Consider the following 22359-nt stretch of genomic DNA (forward strand, 5'->3'; position numbering starts at 1 on the left):
TATTGATGGGTTCAGCCCCAGTTCCATATGAACGGTAGCTGCCATATTGCTGAATGGTTGCACCTACTTTTTTACTTGAGATTGTCGAGTAGACTCAACACACGCTCGGAGGAAGGGGCATTTTTTTGGCTGGAGGCATCGTATGCGTCTGTACTACTACACCGCGAAGCAATGGGGCATGAAGTCGCTATGGGAGAAGCGATTAAAAATCGCGCAATACGCCGACTTGAACGACCCCTTCGAACTTCTGCCGTTTACGCAGACTGACAAGGAAGCTCGGGCGCACACAAAGATGGTTGTGAACGTGCTATCCCAAGAGCATGGCGTGCTTTGCTTCTCTAAGTCTTGGCGGACAACATTGATGTGGGCGCATTACGGCGACAAACACACGGGTATGTGCCTCGGATTCGACATCGAAGACGGCCCACACTTGACGAAGATTGACTACGTTTCGAGGAGGCTGCCCAGCCCGATTGATTTCAGCAAGCCGCTTGGAGGTGTCGACGAACCAATGTTGGCCAAGTGCTTGAACGTCAAGCACAGTGGCTGGAAATACGAGAAGGAGTACCGTTTGCGAGCCGCGTTACAGGAACGGCGAGATAGCAACTACTACAATTCATTTAACAACGGTATGGCACTGCGCGAGGTCATCATCGGAGCGCGTTCGACCTTGTCAATCGTAGATGTGGCTGAGGCGATTGGGACAGAGCCTGAGGCGAATGTTGAGATATGGACGGCCCGTGCAGCACACGGTACTTTCAACATGTGTGCGAACCGTGAGCTACCGAGGAAAACCATCTCGGGGGTCGAGCCCGCATTGAATAAACAGAGGCAACTCGCAGAAGCCCTGCGTCAATACGGCAAGGAGTAATAGCCAACCCGAAAATTGCCAGTCACCTGCGGCGCCTCTGGCCGGAAGAGTGAAGTCACCGGCTGTCTCCGACAGACCGCTTCCGTTACACCCCGCGCCGGTCGCCTATCTTCGGTTGTCAGCAGCCCAACGAGAAGCTAGCGCGCCACGAAGGAGCCAATTGCAAAAGTTTGTTCATTGCACCCAAGTCTTATTTTTCTTTCAGCAGCAGATAGATGATGACGAGTGCCCACCATGGCGCCGACAGCGCACCGACAAGCGCGTAAAGAATGACCCCGATGATTATGCAGACGAGCAGGGCCATTACTGAGGTCGCAAGCCACGCAATAACATTCTCAATCAGCTTACCAACCATCCTGACTACCCGCCAAATCCCTCCGCCGCCATTAACCGCCAGCATCGTTGCGGCACCGAAGCGCGGATGCTTGTTGCAGAAGTCGATGAAGCCGATCCGGGCTCCGTATGATTTAAAGAGCCAAACCGCGAGCATGGGTAGATAGGTTGCAACAAACACAATACCCATGATCCACAGTGATACCTTTCCCTGTTCTTGCAGCCCAAGCCACATCAGGACAATCAATATCCCTACAGAACACATAAATGCCGGGAACAGGATCAGCACCGCGATTAGCATAACAGTGAAGACGTCACCGGCCGTGGTGCATAGTCTCTTGAATGTGCTCAGATTTGACATGACGCCCTTTGATTTTCCTGCGAATGAGCCGTTACTTAAATTACATCAGCAGTTACCTTTTGGCAATGCCATATGGACTATTTTTACCTTGGATAACTAAGTAAAGTTTTCCGCATTCGAAAATCAGGTCAGGCTGCTCGCCTACTCTCATCGCAGCCTGACTTGTATTTTTGCTAAGTAAAATATTAAGTTTATCGAAAAGTAAAGCTACTGTTTGCATTATCTAGATCGTCGGAATTAGGCAACAACGTCCCTGGACGAACGAAAACATCCGGTGCCCGGATAAATTCATACTGCCCTGCAGAACCTGCGTTAGGCCGTTACAAGATGCAAATTACGAGAGATTCCGCCTCGGACTTTTCGATGTCTTCGAAAAGTCCCTGCAAAAACAATTTTTTCATGCGCGCCATGACGAGCGGGGCACCGCTTTTCTTGATCATGGACCATTCGTTCAAACGCGTTTTCACAGACGCTAATAGCGTAGTTTGAATTCTCCACACCATCACTGTTTTGGCATCGTTATTACCGACGCCTTTTATTTCGATTGCCACGCGCACCTTTTTTTTCATCAGCAAAGTCACTCCTTTTGTTTTCCTGATGATGTCGCCATAGCGATTTATTCCCTCCACGACTAAACGCCCGAGTGCAAATCTCCGGCCCAACTTCGATTTGCCGTTTCGTGCCGCATCCAAGCCGCCAAGCATGCGGAGGAATCCTACAGCATTTCCTTGTATGTTGGCCCCTGCCTCAATTCGCCCTTCATCTTTTCCACCTCGTGCCAACTCCCATAATTTTTTAAGAAACCGATGCGCGGGTGCCGTGGTAAGGGCACGCAGCTCATCCCATACCGTCAGACATTTTGCGACGCCAAACAGCTGTCCTTGATTGATACCCCAGACGCTTCGGAAGGCATCGACTCTTTTCGCCGACTGCTTGTGCTTCTCTTTTTTCTTCTGCGTTTCCACATCGTCTTGAACAAATAGCCCGGCCTCAAGGTTGAGCTCATCTCCTGCATCCACTGTTTTAAGCAAGTATTTCATTGCATAGCTGGCGCCAGACGAAATGCTCCGGTCAATGCGCGACAGCTCAACTTGCGCACCCTCTTTCGCATGCGTGAGTGGACGCGACTCGTCCACGGCGAGTCTTGCCCGCGTGTCATACATCACGTCGCCAGCCGTATCATCTTCATGTCCAGCCGGGGACCGCACTTTAAGTTTATTTGGAAAATATTTCATGATGGTCATGAGAATCGCCCGCTCGTGCTCGGGTCGATACAGTGCCCAGATATGATAGTGCGGACAGCTGTCTTGATGCGGCTCAGCCACTCGCAACCCCGACATGCGAATCCCCACGCGATGCAGGTCTCGTAACACTGCTTGCCAGCGATCGCAAAATGATTGATGACCGGCGCGGGGCGCTAACCCATTCCAGCAATTATTGCCATTGGCTGGATTGGGATGCCATTCTGCTTCCAGTGTCAGTGTTAGCATGGAAGCTGACAAGCCCGCTTGCATGCTCAACACGTCCAGCGCTTTGACGAACGAATATAATTTCGCGAAACGTTCCTTGGGGCCTTTCGCAAGTTTGGCCAACGAGAGGGCTTCAAAAGACCGTTCGCCTTTTTGCATTTGAGGGGTATAAAAACGAGGCACAATGACCGTGTCCTTCATCCACGCATCTTGGCGCTCCATTTGCGCGGCGCGCATTCGAACGGTTGAGTCGGAGGCATAATTTTCTCTGCCTTTGCCAATCAGCTGCATGCGTAGGAAAAAATGCTCGCGTGCACGCATGATGCGCACGCGAAGTGCGCGCCGCCAAAAACGCGCATCCCAGACCCGCGCTAGTTGGGAGTTGAAGGTATCACCTGGAATCTGTGTTCCGAGAAGTTTTTCTGCTTGTTCGATTTTCTCCACCGGCGCTAATTCTTCTTGTGCAAGTCGCAGCGCAAGCGCCTTGATATCATGCTCTGAGTAATGCAAATATTCACCGATTCCACCGATTGAATCAGTTAGCTCTTCTCGACGTTGCGCAAGACGTTCGGCCAAGTCGAATGGAGCTGAAAGCGTCGAAAGATAGGCTGCGGCTGTAAGTCTCCCTTGTTCGGCATCCATTTCTTTCGACAGCAGAGCGCTTACTCCGAGCATTGAAGGGCGCGGAGCAATCCGCGCTGGCGTAGCACGCTCGGGTATTTGCCAAGTTTGCTTAAGCTTTGCCCATTCTTGCCGAGCGCGCTCGGTCTTGAACGGGGAATAAGATTCAGTCGACGCACATAATGCCTCGAAGCGATTTTCCATAGCCATGCCTCAACTGGCGTGGCTGCGCTTCGCGAATACATCAAGCCACGTCAGCGCAAATATAAGAAATGCGAAGCGTGGTTTAACTCTGATTGGGCAACTTGGGCAAAGGGGTGAAAAAGAAAATGGCAGCAAAGCTTCGGGAAGCTCGCTGCCATTGGGTCTGCGGTATTTGTCGGATTCAGCAAAATGTTCGGCAAGATTTTTTGCCGAACTTGCCGAACTTGCCGAAGCAGGTTAATCCACGGGTGGCACCCACTTTTTCAGCACATGCCGGGCGATATACGCTCCAGTCGGGAAAGCACCTTGTTTTGTCCGGATGTCATTTTCACGGCACCATTTCGCCAAATCGTCGCGAAGGTTATGTTTAGTAGGGCTCGCCCCAGATTTACGAAGCCTGATCCATCGTGCGTTTGCCTCAGCTTGTACTCGCATCATCCAGTGGGTCATTGGCCCATTATCTGCCACCTCCGTCGCATCCTCGACATCATGCTTAAGTTCAGGCAAGGCGATCTTCAGACCAAAAAAAGAGACCAGTTCGTTTTTATCGACCCGAATATCGTTCAGAGTTATGCAGAAATCGTCGGTGTTCACAATTCGCGAATCAAAAATTTTCGTCCAATACTGCTTTTCTACATGGTTGTTGATTGCGGGCGTCCAACTCCGGATTGCTTTATCCGATCGGATGTGGGTTACGCTGTGAATTGGGCAGTCCGACACGTTCATGCTGCCTACCATTGCCAAACGCTCGATGAATTTAGGATGAAGCTGAAATAACTCGCCCTTGGCAAACGACTGGTTTGAAGCTTTGACTTCAGCATCACGCGGCGGCTTGACGGTTGCCTTTGCACCGGAAAACAGCTTGCTATGGTCAAACGCCTGCGTCATTACGAACTCGTGTGAGACCGCGTAAAGAGTTAGCGGGTCGCCATCGACGCGATCAAACGCGGAAAATAACAGATCGGAGCCAGCAATTTCTTTGCCAGTTTTTTCGCTTGCGATAGCAGCTGCATCAGCTAAGGTAATGCCCTGAATCGTACGTGTAATAGGTTCCAGCATGCGTTTCCTCGCGCATTCCTTATGGGGAAACCATGCCAGCGAGGAAGGAGGGCCTCGTTTTTGGGGATCAGCCTAGGCATGGTTAAACGTCTACTCAGTCAATTGGTGCGTGTTCCGGATAATCGTGAAGGCCTTTAATAATGGCCCCAAATTATGTATTGAAAACATTTCTTTGATTTCAACTCCATATTGACATTTTTTGCCTTGGCATATTGAAATCTTGGAAGAGATTTGGGAATTATTTATAAATTCGTGGTTCGAGAACTGAAATGAATGTGCGCCGATGGTTTTCAACATATTCATATCGTCGGTCCGTGTTTCGTAGCTCGGCCACCTGAAACCGGGCCTGTAAAAAATCCGTTCGCTAGTCCCGATCGTTGGTGCGAAGAGGGGTCAAGGGACGTGGAATAAATGTGACGGCCGTTCGTCACGTTTTATGCCGCGAAAGCCCTTGATGCCGCGTAGCGCCCCATGCTCAAGCTCTCGGTGTGTGGTGTGTTTTACCCCACATGCCGCGAGCGTCAACCGCGGTCGGTTGCGGGGTGGCGGGGCGGAGCCCTGCCGGGTTGGTCGTGAATTTTCGCTTTGACTCCATGTAATGGCCGAACCTAGTTTACTAGGTCTATTCGGTCAATAGACCTATGATAATCTAAGGGCAACAGTCGTCGAAAGATAATCATGGGTTGCCAATTCATAAGAGAAGAATGTTACGCAAGAGTGAGAGGCCAGGCCGCGCCGAGAACCGGCGCTGGTAGGCTTGCCAATGGTAAGCGGATGCTCGGCAAATTGGCGGCTCGTCAGGTTATTGCTGAAGCAATCCGCGAGCAAGGCGCGGCCCCGCACGTTGATTCGCCGAAGCCGCCGACCCTTTTGTTTGGCATGGCAGCGGAAGACCTTGCGTTGTGGTGGGAGCAAGTCGAAGACATGTCGAAGAATGTGACAGTGTCGACTGTTAAGGGGGAGCGAAAGCAGCGCAGCGATACCCCAATCTTGCTAGGAGCAGTGGCGTCATATCCCGGCCCGGCTGACGAATCGGATCCGCTGTACGTCGAATGGCGAGGCCGTACGGTCGCGTGGCTGAAGGACCACTACAAAGGCACGTTGGTGACTGTCATGGAGCATACCGACGAGTCGTATGGCCACATCCACGCCCTTTGCTGTGATGCGGGTAGAAGCATAAAGTCGCTGCATGCGGGTTTTTCAGCGGCCAGCAAGGTTGAAGGAAAAAAAGAAAAATCAGACGCTTATAAAATTGCCGAAAGGGCGCTGCAAGACGATTACTCAAAAAATGTGGGGGTAGAGTCAGGGCTGGCACGGATCGGGCCAAAGAGACGGCGTTTGACTCGTTCTGCATGGCGTGCCGAACAGCAATCGAACACTTCCCTTGCGTTAGCCACAACTCATGCGCGATGCGTCATAAATGACGCAGAGACGAAAGCCGCTGAAATAATCGCGGCGGCGTCAGCTGTCGAATTGGATCGGGAGAAAGTTGAGCAATCTCGGCGTAATATTTTAATGTCTCAGAATCGCCTTATCGAAGCATCAGGCATGCTACGCATTAAGGATGACGAAATACGGAAAAAGGCTGCCTCGGTAACTGCTGCGGGAGAAAACAGAAAGCAGCTCGAAAATGAAAATCGGCTGCTGAAGAAGAGGATTGATGCCCTTACTTCCGTGGTGTTAGCGATGCAAGAAAACCTTGCTCCTGACGATCCTGTTTCCCCCCTGAAACAGATGATTTTCCAGAAACCGAAATGAGCATAAGCGCGGTTGCGTGACGCGCTTCATCTGCAGTTTTGAAACTACCGAAAATTTCGGCGCGTCCGTCGCATGTAGCTTCTATGTTGTAAGTATTGGCACTTGTTTTTTCAAGCGAAAATGCACCGATTTTAGTTACGTCATGCCAAGCGCGTTGATCGGTTGTTTCGATGAATTTTCCGTGAATCGTAAAGCCGTCCATATGCGTTCTTTCCGATGAGGTGAGACATGCAAAATTGCGTCCTCATCTGTAAAAAATATCACGTCGGACGGCTTCTGTTTTCCAATACGGCAAGCCCAAAGCATTTTTTTGAATAAATTGCTATTTTTCTTCAAAAAGGAGATGAAAATCGGTAGTTTTCAAGTCCTTATGGGATCATCACTATGAGGTTCTTTGAGATAGGGTGTTTTAATACAAGTTGTCCCGAAACGCTTGCGTCTTCGCGAAAACTGTAAGTCATTTCATTTCTATTAATATCAATATGACGGGCTTCTGTTCCGACTTCCATTCGTACAGTACGATGTACTTTACTATCGAGCAACACTATCCTGTCGACGCTCCGACTAAGTGCATAGCGAATTTTTTCTTTGATTTTTCCATCATCGACGTCAATCCCTTGGAGAAGCTCAACAATGCCATCATGCGGATTGCTGTTGTTTAGACCCGAGAATTGCCGCATTTCAACAATTTTTATTTCTTCTTGAAGGCGCTTCACGTCGGCTGCAGCCGACGCACGCGTATCCTCAACTTCCCGCAATCGTTTGTGTACAACGGACAAATCGAGACCATTCTCCAACGCATCTATCAGTCGAGCTGAGCGCTCGCCCATACTTTTCAGGTTCGCTTCCGCTTCTGAGAGCTGTTCTTGCAATATCTTTTTATCGCTATTGTTCAGTTGCATATGCGGGAGAATATTGGCCGACAAGACGCCTAAGATGACCAGCTCAAGTGGCTCGTATTTCCAAGAACTCGCCCCGCATGATCCGGAGCACCTAAGCCTGTGATGTACGTCGTTTGTTGATGCCCCTTTTCGCCGCATTGTAGCGCCACAGGCTCCGCAAAAAACGATCCCAGTAAGGATCGTTGCAAGCGAGGTTCCGCGGGGCCCCTTAGGAATCAGTGACTCCTTTCGTAACCGCTGAGCATCATAAAATTGTGGTCGTGGGATTATTGAGGGGTAATAGTCATCGATTGGTTCGCCATCGTCGATGCGGATCTTAGGCCGTTCGAGATCGAGCGATCTGGGTTGATATACTCCAATAACCGCCTGACTTTGGAGAATCCGCCTAACGCTGGTTTCGCTCCAGGTCGCTATGCGGCCGATGGGACAAACAAGTTCTTTCTTCAGCACTGTGACGATGGCGCGTTGCCCAAGTCCATCGTTCGTCGCCAGATCGAAAATTCTTCTGACTACTTCGGCTTTCTCTTCAATAATTTCAAACGCCCCGTTTACAATCCGCAACCAAGAGGGCGCCATCCTTGTTATTGGCTTACCTTCGCGAGCATCCTTTTGCTTTTTACGCTTCCACGCAGACCTTACGCGATCTCCCTTAACCTTACTTTCCTGATGCGCCCGAAACATCGTAATGATGCTGATCAATAGGGACGATGGATCGTTCTGCAAACTCTCGCCGGTGTACTCACATTTATCAACTAGAGTTACTACAGTAACCCCACGCTCCACGATCGACTGGAGCAAATGCAAAGCAGCAAGCGGTGGCTGCCTGCTAAGCCTGTCCAGATTCTCCACAAGTAGGAAAGAACCTTTAGCAACCCGACCATCATCAATTGCAGCGATAAATGCACTGAGACCGCCATCCGTCGAATTTTTCCCCCGATATGCGGAAGTTCCGAGATCGCTAATATCGAGACTTTCATCCAGCATTATTCCCCGCGCATCGGCCCAGAGTGAACTTTGTTCACGCTGCCGGCGAAAGCTGTCGCCCTTCTTTTGTTCAACGCTCGAAAAACGAATGTAGGAATAAGCCGCTGCCATGTCTTCACCCCTTGTGATTTTGTGTCTGGTGTATTGTCACATACAATTACTATCGTCGGCCTGCCCGAAACCGAGGTCAAGGAATCCAAAGACCGGGTCCGTGCGGCGCTGCAAAATTCCCGTTTTGAATTTCCCTCACGTCGAATCACGTTATTTTTATGGACTATACTTGTTGTCAATAGCAATCACCAAGTTGGTGGTTTCGCCATGACCGCAAATTGCGATGAGCGCCATGCTTTCATCCTGCCGCGTGGCAATGCCGATGAAGCTGCATTGGTCAGCGAGGCCTGCATTTTCCCCGCAGACAGCTTATTGCAAGTGTGCGCCCACTTTTCCTCCAGGCAGCAAGAAACCAGGCTGGTGCGCCACGTTGAGGAACCATTGCGACAGCCGCCTCCCTACCGCGATTTCAACGACGTCAAGGGACAAGCGCAGGCCAAACGCGCACTGGAAGTGGCTGCTGCAGGCTCTCATAGCGTACTGCTGGTGGGTCCACCCGGCACCGGAAAATCCATGCTGGCGGCACGCTTTCCCGGAATCCTGCCGCCCATGAGCGACCGCGAAGCACTCGAATCAGCGGCAGTACAGTCGCTCACCAGCGGCTTTTCCAGCGCGCGTTGGAAAGTCAGGCCGTATCGCTCGCCGCATCACACCGCATCCGGCGTAGCGCTGGTAGGTGGCGGCAGCCCACCGCGCCCCGGTGAGATTTCGCTGGCGCATCGTGGCGTATTGTTCCTCGATGAATTGCCGGAGTTTGACCGACGCGTACTGGAAGCATTGCGTGAACCACTGGAATCCGGCCACATCACGATTTCGCGGGCGGCGCGCCAGGCTGATTTTCCAGCTCGATTCCAGTTAATCGCAGCAATGAACCCCTGCCCTTGCGGCTACCTTGGACATACCACCAAGCAATGCCGCTGCACGCCCGATAATATCTTGCGCTACCAAAACAAAATCTCGGGGCCGCTGCTGGATCGCATCGACATGCAGATCCAGGTGGCAGCAGTGCCTCACGATCAATTGCTCAGGCAGGCCGACGGCGAATCGTCAGCCACCATAGCGGCCAGGGTGGCGCAAGTCCACGCGGTACAGCTGGCTCGTCAAGGCAAGGAAAACAATGGCTTGTCAACCAGTGAAATCGATCTGTATTGCAAACCTGATGGTGCCGGTGAAAAGCTGTTGAGCGGCGCAATGGCGCATCTGCACTGGTCAGCGCGCGCCTATCATCGGGTGTTGAAAGTAGCGCGCACGATTGCCGACCTGGCCGCAGCCGATACTATCAGCGCTGTACATGTGGCTGAAGCAATTCAATATCGACGGGCGCTGCAGAATCCATGATCTTGCCCATTAAAAACACATTGAAACTCGCTGCGCCTTTGGCAGTCCAAAAAATAACAGGACTGGAGATCACATGTTTGCCAAACAGAAAGGCTATAAGGCCGGTCATGAAGGCTATGTCTCGGAAATCACGCAGTTCCTGGACAAGTTTCTCGAGGAACATCCAGAAGTAATCGACGAACAAAGCCGGGGCTGGCACATATTCTGGGATCGCGACGTCGACCTGGGCGAATTGAAAAAGGCTGACGAGGACAGCGTGCCGGCCAAACCTTACTACTACAGCTAACTCGGCCAGGAGTAAATCGGTCATACCGTTTAGCCCCACCGATGCCGGTTTAAGCTTATTTTAATTTGTGGCCGCTAAGATGGATTCCGTAGGCGCCCCAAATTCCTCACAGTCGCGCCAACTTGCATTGTGCAATGTCGTATTTTTCCCCATTCAGCTCTTCTCCCATTGTGGGAGATGCAATTTTGGAGGAGGCATCATGAACAAGCGCACTCTTTTTGCCCTATCAGTGTTGATGTCGGCAAACCTGGCATTTGCTGCCGATGCTACGCAAAGTCGGCTGCAGCCAACCACCAGCGGCGTCGCCACCTATGTTTCCGGCGGTATCGGGCAAGACGAATCAACTGCCATACAGCAGGCGGCAAAAGATTATTCCTTGACCCTCGAATTTGTCATCAAGGCCGCGCCCAAGGATGAATTTACTTCTGATGTACAAGTGAAAGTGAGCGACGCCAAGCACAACAGCGTCCTGGACACAGTATCAAAGGGCCCTTTCCTCCTGGCGCAACTGCCAGCCGGGCGTTATCACATCGATGCAATCAAGAACGGCCAGACCAAGGCCCACGATGTGACAATCAAGCCGGGATCGCATCAACACATCATGTTTGAATGGTCCGAGTAGCGGATCTGCAACATTATTAGCAATATTTGGTAACAACGATCCGAGCAGGCAGTGCCCACGGAATAGACGGACTCTGAAGGCTGGCACGAAAAACTGTAGCTTTCATCAATATTTAGTTCGTGACAAATATCAACGCTGGCGTAGTATATAAATGAAAGAAATATTTAAATTCTTCACAAGATAAATATGTCTCATTTGAAACATGTCTCTCGGAAAAGGAGTTAAAAAATAATATTTTCATTTGCTGGCTTGAAAACTGCTTACTCGATCATTACCTTCTGTCTTAATTACCGGGAGCGCATATGAACCTGATTTATAACAGTGACCAATACAGCGTCGTCGAATTTGGTGCCGATGAACAACGCGAAGCTTTACGTTTCGGCGGCTACGAGATCGTCGATAAATCATTCAAGCGCGAGATTTTCATTGCTGGTGCTTTGGCTGAGTTTTTCCGTAAAGGGGTCGAAGATTTGATTGCGACCGAGCCGAGCATCGAAGATATCGATGCCTTTTTAGGCAATTATGACTCGATGATGAGTCAGCCGGTAACATTGCAGTAACTTCCTTTCCGATCCACCTCGTTTCAGTCAACCTGCTGTTGCCGACGCCGTCGACAGCCATCAGGAAGACTGGGACGGCTTAAGCATTGTTGCCGTAGCTTCGCTTGCGGCGCATTTCCCACGTCTTCCCCATGTACGCCAATTCCAGCCCGATTCACAGTGCCCAAAGCGGCGTTCATGACCAGCTTGCAGCGACCGTAGCCAAACATGCGGCGCACACTTTTCAAAAACCGGTCAGCGCTTATAACCAGCGCGCTTTTGACGACAGCATTGCCGCCTGGCGCACCGCCGGCAGCCTGCCTTTGATTTTGGATGCGGGTTGTGGCGTTGGCTTGTCGACCATGCACCTGGCAGCGCAGTACCCCGATCATTTCGTGATTGGAGTCGATCAGTCTGCAGACCGGGTTGGCCGTAACACGCTATGGCCGGGCGCGACGCCGCTGCCGGACAACTTCCTGCGGATTCGTGCCGATCTGGTGGATTACTGGCGGCTGCTGCTGGCTGCCCGGATTTTCCCGGCACGACACTATTTACTGTATCCGAATCCGTGGCCGAAGATTGGCCAGCTGAGCCGCCGCTGGCATGGCCATCCGGTGTTTCCGGATATCGTCGCCCTCGGGGGAATTCTGGAATGCCGTAGCAACTGGCAGATCTATGTTGAGGAATGCGCCAGCGCCCTGGGCCAGCTAAGTGGCAAGGACGTTGGCTGCGAAGCGTATCGGCCGACACTGCCGATTACCCCGTTTGAGAGTAAATACCTGGCTTCCGGCCATCATTTGTGGCGCTGCCAGGTCAACCTCAGCCAGCCATGAATTCCAGGAAGCCCGCAAACCAGAACGGTCTGCGGGGATATTCCGGATAATTTAAATTTCGACCTTGGTACCCAGTTCAACCACCCGATTCACCGGGATATGGAAAAAGTCAGAAGGCTTGGCGGCATTCTGATACATCCAGGCAAAGAGCTTTTCACGCCATAACCGCATGCCGGGGATCTTGCTCGGTATCACGGTGTCGCGCGCCAGGAAGAACGACGTATCCATCACGTCGAACTCAAGGCCGAACTGCGCGGTCGTCAATGCCATCACAGTCTGTACGTCGGGCGCTTCCTTGAAGCCGAAAGCCGCGCGCAGCACATACACATCGCTACCCAATTCCTTCAAGGTTAAACGCTTGCTGTCTTCAACGAAAGGCACGTCCCAGATACTGATCTTCATGAAAAACACGCGCTTGTGCAGGATGCGGTTGTGCTTAAGGTTGTGCAACAACGCCACCGGTACTGTCGTCTTATTGCCGGTCATGAACACGGCAGTACCTTCGACCCGATGCGGCGGATGCGCCAGAAGGCCTTCAATGAAAGGCTCCAGCGGAATACCCTCGTCCTTGCTGCGCTCACGCAGCAGCATGCGGCCGGAGTACCAGGTCATCAACAGGAAGAAGGCAAAACCGCCGAGCAGTAGCGGGAACCAGCCGCCGTCGACAATCTTCAGCAGGTTGGCGGCGAAGAAGGCGAAATCGACAATGAAGAAGGCGCTGATGACCAACGCCACCAGGAACGGATTCCACTTCCATACGGTACGCATGACCACCGCTGCCAGCACGGTCGTGATCAGCATGGTGGTAGTCACGGCAACACCGTAGGCCGCGGCCAGGTTGTCGGATTTCTTGAAGGCCAGGACTACTGCCACCACCAGTATCAGCAACATCCAATTGATCACCGGCACGTAGATCTGGCCGCGTTCATCTTCGGAAGTATGCAGAATCCGCATGCGCGGTACGAAGCCCAGCAAGATGGCCTGGCTGGTCAACGAGAACGCACCCGAGATCACGGCTTGCGATGCGATCACGGTGGCGGCGGTCGCCAGGAGCACCATGGGCAGCAGCAAGGCGTCCGGCACCATCAGGTAAAACGGATTCTGGATCGCACTCGGATTGGTCAGCAGGTTTGCGCCCTGGCCGAAATAATTCAACATCAGGCAAGGCATGACGGTAAACAACCAGGCAAAGCGGATAGGCCGGATGCCGAAATGTCCCATGTCAGCATACAGTGCCTCGGCGCCGGTCAGCACCAGCACTACCGAACCCAGCACGACGAAAGCCTGCAGGGCATGTTGTTGCATGAATGCGAAAGCATAATAAGGATTGATCGCTACCAGGATCTCCGGTGCTTTGATGACGTTGTAGACGCCTAGTACGCCCAGCGACAGGAACCAGACGAACATCACCGGGCCGAATAATTTTCCCACCACCGTTGTGCCGTGTTTCTGGATCAGGAACAAGGCAATCAGGATCACCAGTGACAACGGCAACACATATCGCGATAGTCCCGGCGTGGCGATTTCCAGCCCCTCAACCGCGGACAACACTGAGATTGCCGGAGTAATCACGACGTCGCCATAAAACATGCAAGCCCCGAATACGCCCAGCATCATTAACACCTTGGCCCGTCTTGAACCGGCTTTTGCGGTACGCAGGGACAAAGCCATCAAGGCCAGTACCCCGCCTTCGCCGTTATTATCGGCGCGCATCACGAACAGTACGTACTTCAGCGAGACCACGATGGTGATCGCCCAGAACAGCATCGAGATAATCCCCAGCACCGCCGCCGGCGTAAACGGAATGCCGTGCTCCGCGCTAAAACACTCCTTCAACGCGTACAGCGGGCTGGTGCCGATATCGCCGAACACGATGCCTAACGCAGCCAGCGTAATGATGTGTAGACGGGATGACTTGAATCCGGGGCTGTTGCTGGTTTGCGTGTTACTCATGTTCTCTCTCTTATTGGTAAGGGCAAGTCTGGCATACATGGCCCACTTACTTCAATTTGATAACTGCCTGAATCTTTTACCGCATTGCACAAGGAGGCGGATTTTACTATCGAACCCCAGGCCGGAACTAATCGGGAATGTTACTGCCGTTGCTAAAATACATCGCTGCGCGCCGCAATTTGTGCCTATTCATGAGTAAGTTCAGGCGTTCATGACAATACTTACCGATGACAAAAGATTATCATACCTACCCTACTCAGTGCCTTCAGTGTTTTTTAATGCCAACGCTCGTTCGTACAGGGCATTTTTCTTTTGCCCGGTAATTTGCGCCGCCAAGGCTGAGGCTTGCTTGATCGACAACTCCGCCAACAATATCTGCAACACCCGTTCCCCTTCAGCGCTGTCGTCGAGCGCCACCGGCGCGGCTTCGATCAGCAACACGAACTCGCCCTTTTGCCGATTGCCGTCGGCCGCCAACCAGGCCGGCGCTTCGCCCAATGGGCAACGATGCACGCTCTCGAACAATTTGGTCAACTCGCGCGCCAGCACGATTTGGCGGCTGGCCCCGAAGGCCTGCAACAAGGCATCGACGGTTTCCAAGATCCGATGCGGCGCCTCATACAACACCAATGTAGCAGTGGCGCCCGCCAAGCCGGCCAGCACGATCTCGCGCTGCCGTGCCTTGCTCGGCAAGAATCCAACGAACTGAAACTGATCGTTCACCAGGCCGCTGACCGACAACGCGGTCACCGCCGCCGATGGCCCAGGCAACGGCAAGGCGCGCAAACCGGCGCGCAGCACGGCGTCGACAATCCGCGCGCCAGGGTCCGACACTGCAGGCGTGCCCGCATCGGACACCAGCGCGATGCGCTCGCCAGCCTGCAAGCGCGCGACGATCTTGTCGGCGACTTCCCGTTCGTTATGCTCGTGCGCCGCCACCAGAGGCTTGGATAAACCATAGCGATTCAGCAAATGGGCGGTATTCCGGGTGTCCTCGCATGCCACTGCATCGACCAGGGACAATACGTGCAAGGCCCGCAGGCTGATATCGCAGACATTTCCGATCGGTGTGGCCAACACATATAATGTGGAAGCGGGATACGCTTGCTGCGCGACCTCATCCAAAATCGCTGGGTTGATGAGGTTGCGGGCAGATTGATGAGTCATTGGGAGTTATGAATGTTATATAAATGGGCCAAGCTAACGCTAGTGGCGGGTATCCTGTTGAACGGATTGTGCCCGCCTGCGCTGGCGAACACAACCACAGCCGGATCGGCCAGCCTGGATGGCGGCGCCGATACGATCCCGCTGGCTAGCATCGCCCTGTTGCTGCCCTTGCGCTCTGGCCCGCTGGGGGCCGCCGCCGATGCCGTGCGCGGAGGATTTTTAAATGCTTACGAACGCGACAAGAGCGGTTTGGCCGTCACCGTGATCGAAGCCGCCGATACGCCTGGCGACATGCTGGCCGCCTATCTCACTGCCAGTAAAAAGTACGATATCCTGGTCGGCCCGCTGTCGCGCACAGGTCTGACCGCCATCATCCAGAGCGGCAAAGTGGAAAAACCAACGATTGCCCTGACCCAGCCGGATTTTGCCGCCAGCAAAGAAATGGCCCTGCCGGCGCAGTTGCTGCCTATCGGCTTGTCGATTGAAGCCGAAGCGCGACAAGTCGGCAGTTGGGTCGGCTCCGACTACTCGCCTGGCACGGTATTTGTCCTGAGCACCAATGCAGCCTGGCAAAAGCGCGTCGCCAACGCCTTCATGCAGCAAGTGCAAGGCAGCGGACTGCACGCCAACCTGATGACGTTAAGCATGGAAGACGGCACCTTCAACGCCGGCGCACTGACACAATTGCAGCAACGCATACAAAGTGAAAAGCCGCGTTTGCTGTTTGCCGCGCTGAACGCCGACCAGACCAAGCAGATACGCAGCGCGATTGGCGAGGACACGCCTATCTTCGGTATTTCCCAAATGAATCCGCTGATCTCCAACGATAATAATCCGGAACATCAAATCCCTGAACTTAACGGCGTGCGGCTGCTAGATATTCCCTGGCAGGTAGAACCCGACCACCCCGCCGTCATGGCATATCCGCACCAGCCGGTGGCCGCCGACCAGCGCCCCAATGCCGATCTGGAGCGCCTATATGCGCTGGGCATCGATGCTTTTCGCATCGCCCACGAAATCGCCGCGCGCAATACCGTGTTCCAGATCGATGGCGTGACCGGCCAGCTGAATATCAGTTTTGGCGCAGGCACACCGCGCTTTGAGCGCATAGAGCCGGCCGCTACCTACCAAAATGGCATAGTCATGCCGCTCGGCGCTCCCTGATTCCGCCTGGCGCCGTGATCAAATTCCTGAAAGTGCAATCGCCGCGCCAGGTCAGCGGCCAGATGGCGGAAGACCGCGCGCTGGCTTATTTACAGCAACGCGGCTTGAAGCTGGTCGAAAGGAATTTTCGTTGCAAAGGCGGCGAAATCGATTTAATCCTGGCCGAGCCGGCTTTGAACCTGCTGGTTTTTGTCGAAGTCAGACAGCGCAGCAGCCAACGCTACGGCGGCGCCGCGGCTAGCGTAACGCGCGGCAAACAAGCCAAACTCATCATTGCCGCCCAGGTCTTCCTGCAGCGTTATGCCGATCTGCCGGCCTGTCGTTTCGACGTGATTGCCATTGAGGACGAAGCCATCGAATGGATCAGGCAAGCTTTCGAGGCTTGATTGATCTACCGGCCGCGACGGCAACGCCGCTATAATCCGGTCACCATGGTAACCGCACTAGTCACAGCAAGAATTCCGATACACTTATCAATCAGAAAACAATTCTGCCAATCAAACCTATATCGCTCAATAGGCTGAAGTGCAGCATTTCACACTCCATACCGACATCATGATAAATCAACGCATCCTGGCGCATTTCAACGAAAGTGCCGAACTCAAGGCCCGCGCAGCAGAGGTTTTGGCAGGGCCGATTGCCAACGCAGTTGAACTTATGTTCTCTGCGCTGTCCAATGGCAACAAGATTCTTGCCTGCGGCAACGGCGGTTCTGCTGCCGACTGCCAGCATTTTGCGGCTGAACTGGTAGGACGCTTTGAACGTGAACGCCTGCCGTTGCCCGCATTGGCGCTGACTACCGATACCTCGATTATCACGGCGATCGGCAACGACTACAGTTACAACGAAATCTTTTCCAAACAGGTACAAGCGTTTGGACAAGCCGGTGATGTACTGTTGGCGTTCTCGACGTCGGGCAATTCAGCCAACGTGCTTGCCGCCATCGATGTCGCGCTGGAGCGCGACATGCGCGTCGTTGCCATGACCGGCAAAGGCGGCGGCGCCATCGGCAAGAAACTGACTGAAGCAGATGTGCATATCTGTGTGCCGCATGACCGTACCGCGCGCATCCAGGAAGTCCATCTGCTAACGATTCACTGCTTATGCGACGGCATCGATGTCGCTTTATTTGGAGGAGATGCGAATGATTGATCGGCAAAACCGGTGGCAGGCAGGTTGGAGCAACTGGCAACGTCCGCTGGCTACAGTAGCATTGTGCGGCACGATAGTAATTGGTTTGCAAGGTTGCGTAGCGGTAGCGCTGGGCGGCGCTGCTGTCGCCAGCGGCTTTGCCGCGACGGATCGCCGCACGCTGGGTGCGCAGACTGAAGACAAGTCCATCATCGTCAAAGCCGAGACACGGATGCCGGGCGTCGTCGGCCAGGATGGCCATGTCAACATCACCAGCTACAACCGCAAGGTATTGCTGACCGGCGAAGTACGTGACGATGCGGCCAAGGCCGCGGCGGAACGCGAAGCGCAATCCATCGAAAACGTGCATTCCGTGGTCAATGAACTGGCAATCGGCGCACCGTCGACTTTCTCCGCACGCTCCAATGATACGTTCATCACCAGTAAAGTCATCGCCTCGCTGGTGGATGCCAAGGATGTGTTCGGCAACTCGATCAAGGTCGTGACTGAACGCGGCAATGTTTACCTGATGGGACGCGTCACCGAACGGGAAGGCAAACGTGCCGGTGAAATCGCCGCGGGTGTCAGCGGTGTGCAAAAAGTAGTCAAGGTGTTTGAATACATCACCGAAGACGAATTGACGCAAATGTCATCGGCGCCACGGGAAAGCGCCAAGGATAGCGCCAAATAAAACGATTGCCGTGAAACAGCGGAGCGGGCCGGCTTGTGAAGCGGCTTGCTTTTCCGCTTCTTGTCATATAACGTTGCCGCTGGACAAATTGTCCGGCGGCTTTTTTTTGGGGAAAACAATGATCGGTTTCATCATTTTTCTGGCAATTGTGCTTGGCATCGTATTTTGGGTGGTCGGTATTTATAACCGACTGGTGAGTTTCCGCAATCGCTTCAAGAACGCGTTCGCCCAGATCGACGTGCAACTGAAACGCCGCTATGACCTGATTCCGAACCTGGTGGAAACCGCCAAGGGTTACATGAAGCATGAGCGCGAAACGCTGGAAGCGGTGATCTCGGCGCGCAACCAGGCCGTCAGCGCCAATGCCAAGGTCGGCGGCAACGCTACCGATGCCGCAGCTGTGCAGCAAATGGCGGCCAGCGAAGGCGCTCTCAGCGCCAGCCTCGGAAAACTGTTTGCCTTGTCGGAAGCCTACCCCGATCTGAAGGCTAATCAAAACATGATGCAACTCACCGAAGAGTTGACCGGCACAGAAAATAAAATCGGCTTCTCACGCCAGGCCTATAACGACAGCGTGATGGAATACAACACCGCTATCGAGCAATTCCCGGGGTCGATATTCGCCAACATGTTTGCTTTCAAGCCGGCAGAATTATTGCAGGCGACCGAAGCGCCGGAAGAGCGCAAGGCAGTCAAGGTCACGTTTTGAGCAAGTTCGGATTCAGCTCGCAATCCGTCTTGAACTGAACCGGCACGCATGACTTTCTTTGAACAGCAGCATCAGGCGCGGCAGGAAACCAGGAAGCTGGTGCTCCTGTTCGTGCTGGCGGTGATCGCGATCGTGGTCGCCGTGAATCTGGCGATGGCGCTGGTATGGACCTTCAAGTTCGGCAGCCACCACGGCTTCCTGCGCCAGTATCCCAAAGGTTTTTTCGCGGTCAATACCTTGATCACGCTGCTTCTGATCGTCGGCGGCACCCTGATCCAGACCTTCAACCTGCGCGATGGCGGCGATGCCGTCGCGCTAATGGCCGGCGGCCGCATAGTTTCGCCATCCAGTGGCGATTTGCAAGAGCGGCGGCTGTTGAACGTAGTGGAAGAAATGGCGCTGGCTTCCGGTATTGCGTGTCCCAAGGTCTACCTGCTGGAACGTGAGGATGCGATCAATGCCTTTGCCGCCGGCTACAACCCGAATGAAGCCGTAGTCGCCGTCACGCGCGGCACCCTGAACCGGCTCACGCGCGACGAATTGCAGGGCGTGGTCGGCCATGAGTTCAGCCATATCCTGAATGGCGACATGCGCTTGAACATCCATCTGATCGGCGTCTTGTTCGGTATCCAGATGATCGCAGGCTTCGGCCAGCAGCTAATGAACGCCGGTCGCTACTGGGGTGGGCGCGATGACAAGGGGCCTCCTTGGCAACTGGTGCTGTTCGTGGCCGGCCTGGTGCTGTTCGCGGTTGGCTACATCGGCATATTCTTTGGCCGCCTGATCAAATCCGCGGTGTCGCGCCAGCGTGAATTCCTGGCCGACGCCAGTGCCGTCCAGTTCACACGTAATCCCGAAGGCATTGGCGGCGCCCTGCGCAAAATCGGCGGCCTCACCGACGGCAAAAAAATCGGCTCGCAAATCAATCATCCTAAAGCGGAACAACTCTCGCATCTGTTCCTCGGCAGCGTCCGCCCCAATTTGCTGGATGGCTGGTTTGCCACGCACCCGCCGCTGGCAGAGCGTTTGAAGCGCATCTACGGCCGTAACATGACGCCGCTCGATGCACCTGAATTGGCAGTGCCGTATGCAGCGAGCGTTGAACGCATGCCCGATCTGCCATTCGTCACTGCCGGTTTCGCGGGCGCCACGGCTGCGCCGGTGTCCTCACCGATAGCGGGCGGATTGTCGACGCCGTCGCTTGAGTTCGGCAATAGCAGCGGCAGATCGCCGCTTTCACCACAGCTCGAAAACGCGGTGCACGACCCTGTCGCGGCGTGCGCTGTGGTCTATGCCTTGTTGTTGGGCGAAGCGGGCGCAGAGCGCGATGTACAACTCTCCATGCTCAAAAAAGAAGCGCCACAGCAAGCCGCCTTGGCCACTTTCCTGGCCGAGTCGATCAGGCAGTTGCCGCTGAGCGCCAGGCTGCCTTTGGTCGATCTGGCGACACCGGCATTGCGTCAGCTGGCGCAACCTGAACGCGACAAGATGCTGGCGCTGGCAGACCAGCTGATCGCCGCCGACAGCCGCATCACGCTAGCAGAATTTGTGGTGCAGACCATATTAACGCGCCGCCTGGCAGCGCGCGCCGGACGTCTGGTGCCGATCAAATACAATCGCCTGTCCGAACTGAACAGCGAGGTCGCCGTATTGCTTTCGCTGGTAGCGCATGTGGCGATATCGACGAGTCGTGGCGACGCCGTCGCTGCGCGCATGGCTGCTTTCCTGCGCGGTGCGCAGCTTTGCCCGGAACTCAAGCTCGCAGCCCGGGACTATTGCGACGGCGCCAGCCTCGGCTTCCCGCAAGTGAGGCTGGCCCTGGACCACGCCAATCAACTGGCGCCGCTGGCCAAACCGCAATTGATCAAAGCTTTACTTGCCGTCGCCGACAACGGCGCTGAATTGCCGATTGCCAGCGCCGACATCCTGCGCGCAATTTGCGCCGGCATCGAAGCCCCGATCCCGCCGGCGGTCGCCGCCACTTATCACGCCTATCCGTGGCAATTCGATAATTAATTAACAATAATTCTGCTGCTTTCGGCAGGCCCTCGAACAGATCGTTATAATGAGCATTCTCGGGGTTTCCCGTATTGGATGCCGTCATGCAAGCTCAAGTTGAAAATACCGCCGGTAAACGGCTTTGGATCAAGGCCGCGGCGGCCGTAGCGGTGGTAGCGTTAGCCGTGGCTGGCTATATGTCGATGTCAAACACGCATGCCGCGCCCGATGTCTCGTTTACCAACCTCAAGGGTGAACAGGTATCGCTGAAGAGCTTGCGCGGCAAAGTGGTGATGGTGAACTTCTGGGCCACCAGCTGCACCACCTGTGTCGCCGAGATGCCGCAAATGGTGCAAACCTACAACATGTACAAGGACAAGGGTCTCGACTACGTCGCCGTGGCAATGAGCTACGACCCGCCTAACTACGTGTTGAATTTTGTGCAAACCCGCAGCTTGCCGTTCCAGGTAACGCTGGACACGCAAAGCAAGATGGCCAATTCCTTTGGCGACGTCAAGCTGACACCGACCACCTTTGTCATCGACAAGCAAGGCAACATCATCAAGCGCTACGTTGGCGCACCCAAGTTTGAAGAGTTGCACGCCCTGCTCGATAAAGCACTGGCAGCAGCATAAAAAAAAGGCGCATCAAGCGCCTTTTTTCATGCCTGTAGAAATCAAATCTATCTCGATGTCGCGGCACGCGAAGCCGTGTCATACAAGCCGGAGGCGGTCCGTAACAGTTTCGCCGCATCGCCCAACGCCTGGTTCGACAAACCGGTATCGGACAGCACCGTAATCAAACACTCTTCGCGCATCTCGCGATATTTGAGGCACAGCGCGTAGCCGTTCTCAGTCGCGGAAAAATGCGCCTCCTTGCCTACTTTTTCGCTTTTTATATAGCCGGCTTTCACCAGTTTCTTCAATGCGTAACTGGCAATATGCGTATCTTCGATATTCAGTACGAAGCAAATGTCCGCCAGGCTCTTTTTGCGTTCACGATGACAAACATGATGCAACAAAGAAACCTCGACCGGCGTCATATCCTTGACACCGGCAGCCGACATGCACCGCGCCATCCAGCGATTGAACGCATTGCCGGCAATGATCAATGCGTATTCCAGCTCGGACAGTTCGACACTGCTTTCCGAAGCCAGATGGGCCGAAGACAGGATTTTAGGGGCAGCAACGTTCATACATTTCCTACAAAACGCCAAGAAAAATTAATCATACAACTAGTTTCGCTAAAAACCAGA

General features: G+C 53.9%; 23 protein-coding genes. 15 read left to right on the top strand and 8 right to left on the bottom strand.

Features of this window, described 5'->3' with window-relative positions:
- Positions 1–142: 142 nt before the first annotated feature.
- The gene (locus BM205_RS07855) at positions 143–871 is read left to right on the top strand and encodes a DUF2971 domain-containing protein (protein WP_092413963.1); all 729 of its coding nucleotides are present in this window, start codon (positions 143–145) and stop codon (positions 869–871) included.
- Between the two features lie 190 nt (positions 872–1061).
- On the opposite strand, the gene BM205_RS07860 is transcribed toward BM205_RS07855, so the two are convergent.
- From BM205_RS07860 to BM205_RS07865, 3 genes are all read right to left on the bottom strand, one after another.
- Positions 1062–1565 carry a hypothetical protein gene (locus BM205_RS07860; protein WP_092413964.1) on the bottom strand — a complete coding sequence of 168 codons (504 nt, stop codon included), beginning with the start codon at positions 1563–1565 and terminating at the stop codon, positions 1062–1064.
- 52 nt (positions 1566–1617) lie between these two features.
- A complete protein-coding gene (locus tag BM205_RS24245; RefSeq protein ID WP_175511206.1) occupies positions 1618–1785 on the bottom strand; it encodes a hypothetical protein in 168 nt (55 codons plus the stop codon).
- A 100-nt stretch (positions 1786–1885) separates the two neighbouring features.
- Positions 1886–3859, bottom strand: coding sequence for a replication endonuclease (locus BM205_RS07865; protein ID WP_175511207.1), 1974 nt, complete (start codon positions 3857–3859; stop codon positions 1886–1888).
- Between the two features lie 4 nt (positions 3860–3863).
- On the opposite strand from BM205_RS07865, the gene BM205_RS23970 reads away from it, so the two are divergent.
- Positions 3864–4100, top strand: a complete 237-nt coding sequence (locus tag BM205_RS23970) for a hypothetical protein (RefSeq protein WP_139227223.1) — start codon at positions 3864–3866, stop codon at positions 4098–4100.
- Here the strand turns inward: BM205_RS23970 and BM205_RS07870 are convergent.
- The gene (locus BM205_RS07870) at positions 4097–4918 is read right to left on the bottom strand and encodes a hypothetical protein (protein WP_092413966.1); all 822 of its coding nucleotides are present in this window, start codon (positions 4916–4918) and stop codon (positions 4097–4099) included. The two genes, BM205_RS23970 and BM205_RS07870, sit on opposite strands and share 4 nt — an antisense overlap.
- A 774-nt stretch (positions 4919–5692) precedes the next feature.
- On the opposite strand from BM205_RS07870, the gene BM205_RS07875 reads away from it, so the two are divergent.
- On the top strand, positions 5693–6676 hold the full coding sequence (locus tag BM205_RS07875; protein ID WP_139227224.1) for a hypothetical protein: 984 nt from the start codon (positions 5693–5695) through the stop codon (positions 6674–6676).
- Positions 6677–7044: 368 nt separating this feature from the next.
- On the opposite strand, the gene BM205_RS23975 is transcribed toward BM205_RS07875, so the two are convergent.
- A complete protein-coding gene (locus BM205_RS23975) occupies positions 7045–8673 on the bottom strand; it encodes a recombinase family protein (protein WP_139227225.1) in 1629 nt (542 codons plus the stop codon).
- Between BM205_RS23975 and BM205_RS07890 the strand changes: the two genes are divergently transcribed.
- The 5 genes from BM205_RS07890 to BM205_RS07910 all read left to right on the top strand — a co-directional run bounded on the left by BM205_RS07890 (position 8659) and on the right by BM205_RS07910 (position 12291).
- A complete protein-coding gene (locus BM205_RS07890; protein ID WP_371326470.1) occupies positions 8659–10011 on the top strand; it encodes a YifB family Mg chelatase-like AAA ATPase in 1353 nt (450 codons plus the stop codon). The two genes, BM205_RS23975 and BM205_RS07890, sit on opposite strands and share 15 nt — an antisense overlap.
- A 73-nt stretch (positions 10012–10084) precedes the next feature.
- Positions 10085–10297 carry a DUF3460 family protein gene (locus tag BM205_RS07895; protein ID WP_092413968.1) on the top strand — a complete coding sequence of 71 codons (213 nt, stop codon included), beginning with the start codon at positions 10085–10087 and terminating at the stop codon, positions 10295–10297.
- A 199-nt stretch (positions 10298–10496) separates the two neighbouring features.
- On the top strand, positions 10497–10919 hold the full coding sequence (locus BM205_RS07900) for a hypothetical protein (protein ID WP_092413969.1): 423 nt from the start codon (positions 10497–10499) through the stop codon (positions 10917–10919).
- A gap of 302 nt (positions 10920–11221) precedes the next feature.
- Positions 11222–11479 (top strand): BTH_I0359 family protein, encoded by a 258-nt coding sequence (locus tag BM205_RS07905; RefSeq protein ID WP_014008142.1) that lies wholly within the window; start codon positions 11222–11224, stop codon positions 11477–11479.
- A gap of 131 nt (positions 11480–11610) precedes the next feature.
- A complete protein-coding gene (locus BM205_RS07910; RefSeq protein WP_092413970.1) occupies positions 11611–12291 on the top strand; it encodes a tRNA (guanine(46)-N(7))-methyltransferase TrmB in 681 nt (226 codons plus the stop codon).
- A gap of 51 nt (positions 12292–12342) precedes the next feature.
- Here the strand turns inward: BM205_RS07910 and BM205_RS07915 are convergent, their stop codons facing one another.
- Positions 12343–14244, bottom strand: coding sequence for a potassium transporter Kup (locus BM205_RS07915; protein ID WP_092413971.1), 1902 nt, complete (start codon positions 14242–14244; stop codon positions 12343–12345).
- A gap of 252 nt (positions 14245–14496) precedes the next feature.
- Complete coding sequence (gene rsmI / locus BM205_RS07920) at positions 14497–15411, bottom strand: 16S rRNA (cytidine(1402)-2'-O)-methyltransferase (protein ID WP_092413972.1); 915 nt, start codon at positions 15409–15411, stop codon at positions 14497–14499.
- Between the two features lie 12 nt (positions 15412–15423).
- Between rsmI and BM205_RS07925 the strand changes: the two genes are divergently transcribed.
- From BM205_RS07925 to BM205_RS07955, 7 genes are all read left to right on the top strand, one after another.
- On the top strand, positions 15424–16575 hold the full coding sequence (locus BM205_RS07925) for a penicillin-binding protein activator (protein WP_092413973.1): 1152 nt from the start codon (positions 15424–15426) through the stop codon (positions 16573–16575).
- Positions 16576–16637: 62 nt separating this feature from the next.
- Positions 16638–16961: a YraN family protein gene (locus BM205_RS07930; RefSeq protein ID WP_371326471.1), complete on the top strand. Its 324-nt coding sequence runs from the start codon at positions 16638–16640 to the stop codon at positions 16959–16961.
- Positions 16962–17130: 169 nt separating this feature from the next.
- Complete coding sequence (locus tag BM205_RS07935; protein ID WP_092414058.1) at positions 17131–17727, top strand: phosphoheptose isomerase; 597 nt, start codon at positions 17131–17133, stop codon at positions 17725–17727.
- The gene (locus tag BM205_RS07940; protein WP_254783795.1) at positions 17720–18397 is read left to right on the top strand and encodes a BON domain-containing protein; all 678 of its coding nucleotides are present in this window, start codon (positions 17720–17722) and stop codon (positions 18395–18397) included. The genes BM205_RS07935 and BM205_RS07940 overlap by 8 nt, the downstream gene beginning before the upstream one ends.
- 118 nt (positions 18398–18515) lie before the next feature.
- Positions 18516–19106 carry a LemA family protein gene (locus BM205_RS07945; protein ID WP_170851160.1) on the top strand — a complete coding sequence of 197 codons (591 nt, stop codon included), beginning with the start codon at positions 18516–18518 and terminating at the stop codon, positions 19104–19106.
- Between the two features lie 48 nt (positions 19107–19154).
- Positions 19155–21122, top strand: coding sequence for a M48 family metallopeptidase (locus BM205_RS07950; protein ID WP_092413975.1), 1968 nt, complete (start codon positions 19155–19157; stop codon positions 21120–21122).
- Positions 21123–21208: 86 nt separating this feature from the next.
- Complete coding sequence (locus BM205_RS07955; RefSeq protein WP_092413976.1) at positions 21209–21739, top strand: TlpA disulfide reductase family protein; 531 nt, start codon at positions 21209–21211, stop codon at positions 21737–21739.
- A 47-nt stretch (positions 21740–21786) separates the two neighbouring features.
- On the opposite strand, the gene BM205_RS07960 is transcribed toward BM205_RS07955, so the two are convergent.
- On the bottom strand, positions 21787–22299 hold the full coding sequence (locus BM205_RS07960; protein ID WP_092413977.1) for a winged helix DNA-binding protein: 513 nt from the start codon (positions 22297–22299) through the stop codon (positions 21787–21789).
- Between the last annotated feature and the right edge of the window lie 60 nt (positions 22300–22359).

This window comes from Collimonas sp. OK307 (assembly GCF_900113705.1).
Taxonomy (GTDB): Bacteria; Pseudomonadota; Gammaproteobacteria; order Burkholderiales; family Burkholderiaceae_D; genus Collimonas.

Excerpts from the sequence above, each read along its gene's own strand:
- BM205_RS07950 (WP_092413975.1), top strand. The coding sequence starts at position 19,155 with ATGACTTTCTTTGAACAGCAGCATCAGGCGCGGCAGGAAACCAGGAAG.
- BM205_RS07865 (WP_175511207.1), bottom strand. The coding sequence starts at position 3,859 with ATGGAAAATCGCTTCGAGGCATTATGTGCGTCGACTGAATCTTATTCC.
- BM205_RS07860 (WP_092413964.1), bottom strand. The coding sequence starts at position 1,565 with ATGTCAAATCTGAGCACATTCAAGAGACTATGCACCACGGCCGGTGAC.
- BM205_RS07870 (WP_092413966.1), bottom strand. The coding sequence starts at position 4,918 with ATGCTGGAACCTATTACACGTACGATTCAGGGCATTACCTTAGCTGAT.
- BM205_RS07960 (WP_092413977.1), bottom strand. The coding sequence starts at position 22,299 with ATGAACGTTGCTGCCCCTAAAATCCTGTCTTCGGCCCATCTGGCTTCG.
- BM205_RS24245 (WP_175511206.1), bottom strand. The coding sequence starts at position 1,785 with ATGCAAACAGTAGCTTTACTTTTCGATAAACTTAATATTTTACTTAGC.
- BM205_RS07940 (WP_254783795.1), top strand. The coding sequence starts at position 17,720 with ATGATTGATCGGCAAAACCGGTGGCAGGCAGGTTGGAGCAACTGGCAA.
- BM205_RS07875 (WP_139227224.1), top strand. The coding sequence starts at position 5,693 with ATGCTCGGCAAATTGGCGGCTCGTCAGGTTATTGCTGAAGCAATCCGC.
- BM205_RS07900 (WP_092413969.1), top strand. The coding sequence starts at position 10,497 with ATGAACAAGCGCACTCTTTTTGCCCTATCAGTGTTGATGTCGGCAAAC.
- BM205_RS07915 (WP_092413971.1), bottom strand. The coding sequence starts at position 14,244 with ATGAGTAACACGCAAACCAGCAACAGCCCCGGATTCAAGTCATCCCGT.
- BM205_RS07910 (WP_092413970.1), top strand. The coding sequence starts at position 11,611 with ATGTACGCCAATTCCAGCCCGATTCACAGTGCCCAAAGCGGCGTTCAT.
- BM205_RS07925 (WP_092413973.1), top strand. The coding sequence starts at position 15,424 with ATGTTATATAAATGGGCCAAGCTAACGCTAGTGGCGGGTATCCTGTTG.
- BM205_RS07905 (WP_014008142.1), top strand. The coding sequence starts at position 11,222 with ATGAACCTGATTTATAACAGTGACCAATACAGCGTCGTCGAATTTGGT.
- rsmI (WP_092413972.1), bottom strand. The coding sequence starts at position 15,411 with ATGACTCATCAATCTGCCCGCAACCTCATCAACCCAGCGATTTTGGAT.
- BM205_RS23970 (WP_139227223.1), top strand. The coding sequence starts at position 3,864 with ATGCCTCAACTGGCGTGGCTGCGCTTCGCGAATACATCAAGCCACGTC.
- BM205_RS07930 (WP_371326471.1), top strand. The coding sequence starts at position 16,638 with ATGGCGGAAGACCGCGCGCTGGCTTATTTACAGCAACGCGGCTTGAAG.
- BM205_RS07945 (WP_170851160.1), top strand. The coding sequence starts at position 18,516 with ATGATCGGTTTCATCATTTTTCTGGCAATTGTGCTTGGCATCGTATTT.
- BM205_RS23975 (WP_139227225.1), bottom strand. The coding sequence starts at position 8,673 with ATGGCAGCGGCTTATTCCTACATTCGTTTTTCGAGCGTTGAACAAAAG.
- BM205_RS07935 (WP_092414058.1), top strand. The coding sequence starts at position 17,131 with ATGATAAATCAACGCATCCTGGCGCATTTCAACGAAAGTGCCGAACTC.
- BM205_RS07895 (WP_092413968.1), top strand. The coding sequence starts at position 10,085 with ATGTTTGCCAAACAGAAAGGCTATAAGGCCGGTCATGAAGGCTATGTC.
- BM205_RS07955 (WP_092413976.1), top strand. The coding sequence starts at position 21,209 with ATGCAAGCTCAAGTTGAAAATACCGCCGGTAAACGGCTTTGGATCAAG.
- BM205_RS07855 (WP_092413963.1), top strand. The coding sequence starts at position 143 with ATGCGTCTGTACTACTACACCGCGAAGCAATGGGGCATGAAGTCGCTA.